Source organism: Glutamicibacter sp. FBE19, from assembly GCF_015524875.1.
Lineage (GTDB): Bacteria > Actinomycetota > Actinomycetes > Actinomycetales > Micrococcaceae > Glutamicibacter > Glutamicibacter halophytocola.
Genome location: NZ_JACKQN010000007.1, coordinates 185,782 through 195,741 on the forward strand (window position 1 = coordinate 185,782; position 9,960 = coordinate 195,741).

8 protein-coding genes, 1 tRNA gene and 1 rRNA gene are annotated in these 9,960 nt (G+C 60.6%); 3 read left to right on the top strand and 7 right to left on the bottom strand.

Translation table 11 applies throughout. The features are described from left to right. Position 1: 1 nt before the first annotated feature. From H6F58_RS12700 to H6F58_RS12720, 5 genes are all read right to left on the bottom strand, one after another. Positions 2-928, bottom strand: coding sequence for a hypothetical protein (locus H6F58_RS12700; protein WP_257745887.1), 927 nt, complete (start codon positions 926-928; stop codon positions 2-4). A gap of 2 nt (positions 929-930) precedes the next feature. Beyond that, positions 931-2,580, bottom strand: a complete 1,650-nt coding sequence (locus tag H6F58_RS12705; protein ID WP_261382909.1) for an SAM-dependent methyltransferase — start codon at positions 2,578-2,580, stop codon at positions 931-933. A 106-nt stretch (positions 2,581-2,686) separates the two neighbouring features. Next, positions 2,687-3,637 (bottom strand): DUF808 domain-containing protein, encoded by a 951-nt coding sequence (locus H6F58_RS12710; RefSeq protein ID WP_195181890.1) that lies wholly within the window; start codon positions 3,635-3,637, stop codon positions 2,687-2,689. 200 nt (positions 3,638-3,837) lie between these two features. Then, a tRNA-Thr gene (locus tag H6F58_RS12715) sits at positions 3,838-3,914 on the bottom strand. Positions 3,915-4,084: 170 nt separating this feature from the next. Beyond that, positions 4,085-4,951 (bottom strand): thioredoxin domain-containing protein, encoded by an 867-nt coding sequence (locus tag H6F58_RS12720; protein ID WP_060700683.1) that lies wholly within the window; start codon positions 4,949-4,951, stop codon positions 4,085-4,087. Positions 4,952-5,353: 402 nt separating this feature from the next. Between H6F58_RS12720 and H6F58_RS12725 the strand changes: the two genes are divergently transcribed. The 3 genes from H6F58_RS12725 to ugpC all read left to right on the top strand — a co-directional run bounded on the left by H6F58_RS12725 (position 5,354) and on the right by ugpC (position 8,770). Further along, positions 5,354-6,817: a trehalose-6-phosphate synthase gene (locus tag H6F58_RS12725; protein ID WP_146277680.1), complete on the top strand. Its 1,464-nt coding sequence runs from the start codon at positions 5,354-5,356 to the stop codon at positions 6,815-6,817. A 40-nt stretch (positions 6,818-6,857) separates the two neighbouring features. Continuing rightward, a complete protein-coding gene (gene otsB / locus H6F58_RS12730; RefSeq protein ID WP_195181891.1) occupies positions 6,858-7,637 on the top strand; it encodes a trehalose-phosphatase in 780 nt (259 codons plus the stop codon). 65 nt (positions 7,638-7,702) lie between these two features. Continuing rightward, a complete protein-coding gene (ugpC, locus tag H6F58_RS12735) occupies positions 7,703-8,770 on the top strand; it encodes a sn-glycerol-3-phosphate ABC transporter ATP-binding protein UgpC (protein WP_195181892.1) in 1,068 nt (355 codons plus the stop codon). Between the two features lie 118 nt (positions 8,771-8,888). On the opposite strand, the gene rrf is transcribed toward ugpC, so the two are convergent. After that, positions 8,889-9,005: ribosomal RNA gene (rrf, locus tag H6F58_RS12740) — 5S ribosomal RNA — on the bottom strand. Between the two features lie 225 nt (positions 9,006-9,230). Beyond that, entirely contained in the window at positions 9,231-9,866 is a 636-nt protein-coding gene (locus H6F58_RS12745) for a helix-turn-helix domain-containing protein (RefSeq protein ID WP_195181893.1), read from the bottom strand. Between the last annotated feature and the right edge of the window lie 94 nt (positions 9,867-9,960).

Sequence of the window (9,960 nt, forward strand, 5' to 3'; positions counted from 1 at the left end):
CCTAGAACAGGGCGTCCTGCTGCTCGTCGACCCATTCATGACCGGGCAGCGGCGCCACTTCGCCGGCTCGGCGAGCGCGGGCCGCTTCATGGAGGTCGATGGGGGTGACTTTAAGGACGGTGTCGACCATGGCATTAAGGAACTGTGCCGTGGCGATGTCCTGGGGCACCGGAGGGTGCACGCACCTGACTTCCGGGTTATCCGAGTCGTCGTCCCAGTCGACCAGCAGCAGGCCGGTCGCGGTATAGCCAAACCCATCGCCGAAGTCCCGCAGCTTGCGGATCATGTCCACGGTGCGGCGGAAGGCCGCCGGTTCCGATTCAAGGATGGTGGCGCGTTGCACGAAGAAGAACCCGACCGCTGCCAGCGGATACCGCGCGCGAAGATTCGCTGCGTCTCCATAGGCTTCTTCATAGCGGTTGGCGAGGTTCTTGCCGAACGATGACGTCATGGCCTTGGTGCTCAGCAGCAACTCGGGGCCGGTGGACCAATGGGTCATCACCACATCGGTCTGTTTCATGTAGGCGCGGCCCAGGATCCTCGCATCGGTGCTCCCGGCCTTGCCGGCCATGATCGACTCGTGGACCTCGTCGGCCAATCGCTCCGGCAATCGGCGCAACAGGTCCAAGATGTCGCTGGAGAGCACCCGCGGCGCCTCGGGCCGCGGCCAGACAAGGTCTGCGTCGAATCCGGCACGACGCAGCTCGTGGGCCAGCCAGGCGTCCACGCCTTGGGCAAAGCGCCCGGATCGGGTGACGGCCTTATTGCGCACCGGAATGCTCAACAGCCGTTCCAGCACCGAATAGGACGGGTTGAATTCTTCGGTGACCGCGCCGTTGCTCAGCCACGGCGAGTCTTTGGCCGCTGACATCAAAGTGGTATCAAATTCCGCAAAGGCCAGGGTTTTCTCAACCACAGGATTAGCCACGTTTATCCCTTCACCGCTTTGCTTCGCGCCTTGCGGCGATCGAGCATGTTGCTGCGTGCTGCGCGCAGGGTTTCCACCGCTGCCTGATCCAGCTCGAGCATTTGTTCCAGAACGATCCGGTCTACCGCTTCGGTCGCTTCTTGCTTATGCCCGGCCGCCAGCATTTCGCGCACCTGCGGCTTGATGGCGTGCAGTTCCCGTGCGAAGCGCTGCACCATGGCGATGGAAGGCACCGGAAGCACGTCGGCCTCGCGCGGTTCAAGCTTGAGGATCCCGCCGCCATAGGAGCGTCCGACCATTTCGGCGCCCAGCATGGTCAGCGTGTTCAGCGAGGCCAGGGGCAATAGGCCGCGGCCCAGCTCGCGCACGTCCGCGCCGAGGTAAACGCCGTGGATCGAGTTGATGTGGTGCACGCCGGCTTCGTTGGCTGTCAGCCTCGGCGTATCAGCGTTCATATAGGTCATGAACAGATCCGGCACCGAAAGCACCGGCACCCGCCACCATGGCGAGCGCACCTTGCACTTGTAGGCCTGGTCCACGTTGGACAGCTCGCCGCTGGCCACAAGATGTTCCCCCGCGGCGCTCGGTTGGCCCGAGGGCCTGAACAGATAGGTCGCCGCTCCATGATCCCGCAGTTGTTCCCACCTGGGCTGGTCTAGCTCCAGTCCGCGAAGGTGCCTGGAGCCAGGCGGTGAAATGCGAATCAGGTCCGCTTCCGGCAGTCCGAGCTCGTGGATCTCATCGCTGCTGAAGGTGAACCACTTGTTATTGCCGGTGACCGCGCCGAGCGAAGTTTCGCCCCAGGATTTGAGCGGGGCGAAATGGCCCTGGGCGCTGGCGGCGGCGAGAATGCCCTGGGCTTCGAGCCCGACCAGCGAACCGGTCCAGCGATCCGCGGCACGCTGCGGTTCGTGGCGGGTGCCGGATCCGAGCTGGGCCAGGTCCTGGGCGTTGCGGAATTGATGCAGCTGGAAATGGCCGCTGGGGCCCTGCTGGTAGCCTTCGGCCAGCAGCAGCACCACCTCTTCCTGGGCGTCGGCAAAGAGCCGTTCTTCAAAGACTGCCAGGTGGACGGTGGCAAAGCGCTCGAGCAGCATCGCCCGCACCACGCCGGCGTAGTTGACGAACATCAGTTCCGCGGGCAGCACCAGGGCCATCCGCCCGCCCGGTGCCAGGAAGCTGGTCGCGTGAACCGCGAAGGCCGCCCAGATGCTGGCCAGCTCGTTCAGTTCCACCCCGGCTGCTTTGGCCGCCAGCCGCGAACGCTGGCGATCCGTTCCCCGGTGCAGCTGGTAGCGCACATAGGGAGGGTTGCCGATCACCACGTCCATGTCCGCGGTGCCGTCGATATCAAAAAAGTTCGCTTGTTCAATTCGCGCGTTGATTCCCTGGGCGGCCAGCCGCTCGCGGGCCTGGGCCACGGTGGGCTCGTGCAATTCATAGCCCAGCAGCTGCACGCCGCCCTGTCGCTCCCCCAGCTCGCGATGCACGGCTTCAAGGAATTGAGCGTCACCGCACGAGGGTTCCAGGACGCTGGTGGCCTGGCCATCAAGGGCCCATTGCGCCATGAAGGCGGCAACGGGTTCCGGGGTGAAATAGGCTCCGCGCGCATGACGGGCGGCAACCGGCTCTTTTTGTTCTTTACTCAACACGCATCGATCTTTCCATGGCGGCCAGACAGTTTGGCTGGACGCGGATGACCGCGCCTGGGGCGGCAACTTATCCATTGTACGCGGGGTGCCGGCCCGGGCTTGGGCCTTAGTGGGCGGCCTCGGCCTTGCCCTTGTTCCGCAGCTTTTGAATCCCCAGGACGATCACCGTAATGATCGCGCCCATGATGAATCCGGCCACGCAGGAGAATGCGGTATTGACGCACCATCCCAGCACCGCGCCTGCTGAACCGGTTGCGTGATGCACCAGCACTTCGACATGGTGCACAAAGCCGTACGGGGCGTGCCAGCCAAGTTCGTCCATGCCCACCAGCAACAGGTGTCCACCGACCCACAGCATCGCAACCACGCCGACCTTGCTGAGCACGGACATGATGATCGGCATGGCCTTGACCAGGCCGCGGCCAATTTTTTGCGATAGCTTGCGCGGCTTCGCGGCCATGTGCAGGCCGATATCGTCCATCTTCACGATCAGTGCCACCGCGCCGTAAACCACCACGGTCATCATGACGGCAACAACAACCAGGATCAGCGCACGGGTCAGGAACGGTTCGTGGGCTACCTCGTTGAGCGAAATCACCAGGATTTCCGCCGAGAGCACCAAGTCGGTGCGCACCGCTGAGTTGATGATGGACTTTTCATCACGCTCCTTGCCCGCTTCGCCGGCGCCGTGATGCTTGATCCAGCCGAAGGCTTCAAGAAGTTTTTCCGCACCCTCGAAGACCAGGTAGGCGCCACCGAGCATCAGGATCGGGGTCAGCGCCCACGGGGCGAAGTAGGACAGCAGCAGGGCGACCGGCAGGATGAAGACCAGCTTGTTGCGGATGGAGCCCACCGCGATTTTCCAGATGATCGGCAGTTCCCTTTTGGGCGAAATGCCTTCCACGTACTGCGGCGTGACCGCAGCATCGTCGACCACCACCCCCATGGCCTTGGTGCTCGCCTTGGCGGCGCCCAGAGCTATGTCGTCAAGGGATGCTGCAGTCACCTTCACCAGGGCAGCTACGTCGTCCAAAAGTGCTACAAGGCCTCCGGCCATGGTCGGCTCCTTTAAATGGTGATGAACATCGGGCCGATCCGCCCTGGCTCAAGGATTGTGGTCTCGCTAGGAATTCTACCGGTGCGGTGCACAACCGGTTTGCAGGCACGGCTTCAGCTCCATGATGCTGGTGGCAGAAATGAAAGAAACCGCGTCATGGGAGATCATGAACACGGTTCTCATCTGGGCTACGTCCAGTGTGGAGCCCCCTACCGGATTCGAACCGGTGACCTTCAGTTTACAAGACAGACGCTCTGGCCAGCTGAGCTAAGGGGGCGTACCGGATAAGAATATCTGAAAACACCGCTGGTCTGCGAATCGGCAGGGGTTGCGGGCAAGACAAAGGGGAAGAAAACCACGGATGGCTTTCTTCCCCTTTGTATTGGTGCGAGATCAATAAGAAATTTTACCGGATCGCGCCTGGTTGTCTAGAGCCTGGCTTTGGACTTACTTATTGGCCTTGATCGCTTCTTCAACCTTGGTCGGGAAGTCATCGGTGCCCAAAGCGAGTTCCTTGCCCTGGATGAAGATCGAAGGGGTTCCCTTCACGCCATCGTACTGGCCTGCGGTGGTCGCATACTGGACGAATGGGCGGAACTTGTCGCCCTCGATGCAGTCGCTGACCGATTCGCTGGCTCCATTGTCCACTGCCATCTGGGCCAGTTCAGCGTTCTTCATTTCGCCCTCTGGGTAGTGGCCCCACAGTGCCTTCACGAACTTCATGTAGGCAGCTGGGCTCTCATCGGCGACGCAAGCAAGAGCGTTGGCGCCACGCGAGGAGAAGTTGGTTGGCGAACCGCCATCGAGGTATCCAACGTTGCGGTACTCGACGTTAACGTCGCCATTGGCCAGCCATTTTTCGATCTGGTCGCCGTAAGTGGCTTCGAAGTCGGCGCAGTGCACGCAATTGGCATCCACGTACATGGTGATATTGATTGGCTCGCCCTTCTTGGCGACAATCAGGTCACGCGGTTCAGGAGCAGCCAGCGGCTCTTCGGGAGCGGTCAGCTTCGTAACGTCTACCTGGTCGGTAGTTTTCTCAGCAACCGAGTCAGCGGAAGTTACCACGATGCCGCCGGCAGCCGTCGCGCCCTGAGGAGTGGCACCGCTGTCTTCAATCTTCGCATTGTTGTTTCGGACGATCAGCGTAACTACCAGTGCGATAACAATAATGACGGCGACAAGAACGCCAAGCTTCACAAAAAGTGACTTGCGTTTTTGAGCGGCTTCTTGGCTGGCTCGTAGCTGGGCAGCCTTTTCGCGAGCGCTCGCGTTGCGCTGCGCCTTAGTTGGGCGCGGATTATTCGTAGACATAAATTTGGTGGTTCCTCAGTCAGCAGCGAACAGTCATCTGGGTCAAGCTTAGCCAACTCTTTGCGCAAATATCCCTGAAAACCCCAGATTGCCCACCCTTCACAGGACACGCATATCTTGTGCATACAGCGCCCAAAGCGCGACCCGAGCCTGTACTTGAGCATTCAACCAAGTCATGGGCGCAAGGCATCCGATTCAGGGCAGGGCCCGCTGTGACGCACCGCTTAGCGTGCCTCACCTCACATGGCAAGAGAAAAAATTCAGTATGATTTTAATAGGAGCGGCTTTTCACCAAGGCCTTCCGCAAAGCGCAGCAGAAAAAATCGAATACAAAGTCATTCACTCAGAACCGACGAATCCGCACCCCGCCGGTGCACAGTTTGATCAAACCAGGAGGTTTAAGTGGGTACCCCAGCACCAAGCCAAAATACCGAGCAATCCTACGATTTGGTAGTCGTAGCCAACAGGCTGCCCGTTGACCGGATCACGAATCCCGACGGGACACAAGGCTTCCGGCGTTCTCCCGGCGGCCTGGTGACTGCTCTGGCGCCGATCATGGCAGCTTCGGACGGTGCTTGGGTTGGATGGCATGGTGGTGTTGACGAAGAATTGGAGAGCTTCGACAAGGACGACATCCATCTGGTCCCGGTTCCGCTGAGCGAAGACGATCTGGAGCTGTACTACGAAGGATTCTCGAACTCCACCTTGTGGCCGCTCTACCACGATGTAATCGTGCCTCCGGAGTACCACCGCACATGGTGGGACCGCTACAAGAAGATCAATCAGCGCTTTGCCGACGCGGTGCTGAAAATTGCCGCCCCGAATGCCACCGTATGGGTCCATGACTACCAGCTGCAGCTTGTGCCGCAGATGATCCGCTTGGCGCGGCCGGATCTGAAGATCGGCTTTTTCCTCCACATCCCGTTCCCGGCAGCCAGCCTCTTCTCGCAGCTGCCGTGGCGTACCCAGATCCTGCAAGGCCTGGCCGGCGCCGATCTTGTTGGTTTCCAGCGCGAAGCCGATGCCTCCAACTTCCTGCGCTGCCTGCGCCGCTTTACCGACTACTCCACCAAGGGCGACGTCGCCACTCCCCCTGCTGACAATCAAATGCAGAATCTCTGCCGGGCCAAGGCCCACCCGATCTCCATTGACACCGAGCAGATCGCAAAGCTTTCCCGCGACCCGCAGATCATTGCCCGCGCCGCGCAGATTCGCAATGAGCTGGGCAATCCAAAAACCGTGATTCTCGGTGTGGATCGCCTCGACTACACCAAGGGCATTCGCCACCGGCTCAAGGCCTACGGCGAGTTGCTTGCAGACGAGCAACTGCGCGCCGGTGATGTGTGCCTGATCCAGGTGGCCAGCCCGAGCCGCGAAAACGTCGACACCTACATGGAACTGCGCGACCAGGTCGAACTGATGGTGGGGCAAATTACCGGACAGCACGACACCCTGAGCCACACCACCTTGCGCTATCTGCACCAGTCCTATCCGCTGCGCGAAATGATTTCCCTCTACCTGGCAGCGGATGTTTTGCTGGTGACCGCGCTGCGTGATGGCATGAACTTGGTCGCCAAGGAATTTGTCGCAGCCCATCAGGATGGCCGTGGTGTACTGGTGCTTTCCGAATACACGGGCGCCGCTGACCAGCTGACCCAAGCCGTGCTGGTGAACCCGCACGACATCGACGGCATGAAGGACAAGATCATCCAGGCCGTCAATATGAACGAGGCTGAGCAAGAGAAGCGCATGCGACGGATGAATCGGCACCTGAAGGTGAATACCGTGGCCCGCTGGTCAGAGGTTTTCCTCGCGGAACTTGCTGAGATCAGCGCCGCTTCCTCGACAGATGCCATCGTCCGCTAGCCCGGCGCCAGCATCCGCACACTCTCGATGGGATACAAACGTGTCTGACCTCGACCCAGAACTGCACGCCGCGCTGAGCAGGTTTGCAGCTCATCAGAAAATTCTTGTGGCCTTGGACTTTGACGGGACAATGTCGCCAATCGTCGACCGCCCCGAGGACGCCCGGCCTCTTCCGGAGTCTGCCGAGGTTTTTGAAAGGCTCAGGCAGCTGCCTGGCGTTTTTGCCGCTTTGGTTTCCGGCCGCAATTTAGCGTCCCTGGCGCAGGTTTATCCCGAGCCCCTGCCGGAAATCTGCATTGGCTCGCACGGTGCTGAGCGCCTGCTGCCAGAGCCCTTCAAAGGGCAATGGATCGAAAAGCCGCTGAGCAGCGAACAGCAGGATCTGCTGGCTCGCATCACCAGGGAACTCGCGGCCGTGGCCGATTCCTACGAGGATGTCAGCTTGGAATACAAGCCTTCGGCGACCGTGCTGCATGTACGCCGCGCAACAACAGTTGCCGCCGACGCTGCGCTCAGCGAGGCCAAGGCCACTTTGAACGCCATGGGCCGAGTCAAGCTCCTCGAGGGCAAGGCGGTCCTTGAAGCCTCGGTGCATCAAGGAGACAAGGGCGAGAGCTTAACGTGGCTTAAAGATTTGTTACAGGTTGATGCGGTGCTTTTCATCGGCGATGACGTCACCGATGAAAACGGATTCAAGGTACTGGAGCCCAATGATCTTGGGATAAAAGTAGGTTCCGGGCCGACTCGGGCCACGCATCATATAGCTTCTCCGCAGCAGTTGCCAGAGCTTTTGCAAATTCTGGTTTCCATGCGAGACTAAAGTGTCCTATTTCACTTTCACTATGGATCGTCGGGCACGTACCTGCCCGTGAAAGGATTGTCATCATGGCAACTGTGACCTTTGATAAGGCCACCCGTATCTACCCAGGCGCTCTCGTGCCCTCCGTGGATGCAATCGACCTGGAAATCCAAGACGGAGAATTCCTCGTGCTCGTGGGCCCGTCGGGTTGTGGCAAGTCCACCACCTTGCGCATGCTGGCAGGCCTGGAAGAGGTCGATTCCGGTCGCATCCTCATTGGCGACAAGGACGTGACCAACGTTCCGCCAAAGGACCGCGACATCGCGATGGTCTTCCAGAACTACGCGCTGTACCCTCATATGACCGTTGCCGAGAACATGGGCTTCGCGTTGAAGATTGCAGGCGTTGACAAGGAAGAGCGCAACCGCCGCGTTCTGGAAGCAGCCAAGCTGCTCGACCTGGAGCAGTACCTGAACCGCAAGCCGAAGGCCCTCTCCGGCGGCCAGCGCCAGCGTGTGGCCATGGGCCGCGCAATTGTCCGTTCGCCCCAGGTCTTCTTGATGGATGAGCCGCTATCCAACTTGGACGCAAAGCTGCGTGTGCAGACTCGTACCCAGATCGCTTCGTTGACTCGCCGTCTTGGCGTCACCACCGTATACGTGACTCACGACCAGGTTGAGGCATTGACCATGGGCGATCGCGTTGCAGTGCTCAAGGATGGCGAACTGCAACAGGTCGGTACTCCTCGCGAGCTCTATGACCGTCCGCGTAACGTCTTCGTTGCCGGCTTCATCGGCTCCCCGGCCATGAACCTGGTCAAGCTGGAATCTGCTAACGGGCAAGTGGCCTTCGGCTCTACCCTGATCCAGGCTCCGGGCGCCCAGGGTGGAACCACGCTGGGCTTCCGCCCGGAAGACATCGAGATCGTGGGTGCCGGCGAGGGCGTAGAGATCATCGTTGACGTGGTCGAAGAACTCGGCGCCGACGCCTACATCTACGGCTCCGCTGAGCTTGCTGGCGAAACCCAGGTGGTTGTGGTACGCGTTGATGGCCGTACGCCACCAGCACGAGGCCAGAAGCTGAACATTGCTCCTCGCCTGCAGCACGTGCATCTGTTTGATACAGAGAGCGGCCTGCGTCTAAGCGAAGCCTAAACCGCGCGAAGCCGAGGGCCGGAAAAGCTGTCTTTTCTGGCCCTCGGCTTTTTCGCATTAACGCGCCGGTTAAACATCGAAGGCCCCGAACTTTCGTTCGGGGCCTTCGGCAAATTATGCCCGGCGATGACCTACTCTCCCACACCCTCCCGAGTGCAGTACCATCGGCGCTGTGGGTCTTAGCTTCCGGGTTCGGTATGGGACCGGGCGTTTCCCCCACGCTATGATCGCCGTAACTCTATACCTCATGGCTAGCCATGGGAAAACTACGGTGTCATCCGCGATTGCGACAACTCCATAACTATATCAGGCCTGCTGACAGGGTGCCAATCCAGAGGCAGGTCAATAAGGTGTCCTTCGGCACACGCCGGCGCATGTTCACCACCCGTGGAGCGGCCTCACGCTTTCGGCAAGCTGGCGGTTCCCCCGGCATCCACGGTGCCCGACGGCTTTGCCCGGGCTAGAGGGCGCCTGGCTGGAGGCGCGAATCCAGTTGCGCAGAAAGCTCATCGGCCGCTGAGCACACCGCGGCACCGAGGGCCGCTACCGCTTGCTCGCCCATCTGGAAGCTCGGTCCTGCAATGCTCAGGGCCGCGACGATCCTGCCCTGCGCATTGCGCACGGGGGCGCCGATCACTGTAGCGTCGGGGTCCTCGACGGCCACCATCACCACATAGCCCGGATCCGGGACCCGCCCCTCCAGGACTTCTCCGGTCACCGATCCGCCCATGGGAACCGTTCGCCCTTCCCAGCCGTCGAATCCGACATACCGGATGGGCAGCGAGCTTTGCACCTCGCGCAGGAAGGTGCAGGTGTTGGCCGGGCTGGGCACTGCCATGTAGCTGGACTCCGAGGTCTGCTCCGTCAACAGGCCCATAATCGGCCCGGAAGCGTCGATCAGGTCCTCGACGCTGGTCTGGTCATTGACTACCCGGGACTGGACGAAACGCTGCCCGAGGGAATATTGCCCATCACTGGCCCGGGAGACGTAGCCCCAGTGCTCAAGAACGCGCGGCATCCGCGATGTGGTGCTGGTGGGCAGGTTGCTGGCACGGGCAATGTCGCTAAGGTGCCGCGTTCCCCGGTCAGCATCCAACGCTCTTTAAACAGGAAAAAAAAGGGGGGCCAGGCACCCACCCGAACCCCCACCAACCTGTTTTGCTGGTTAAACAAGTAAGGGCCCTGACACA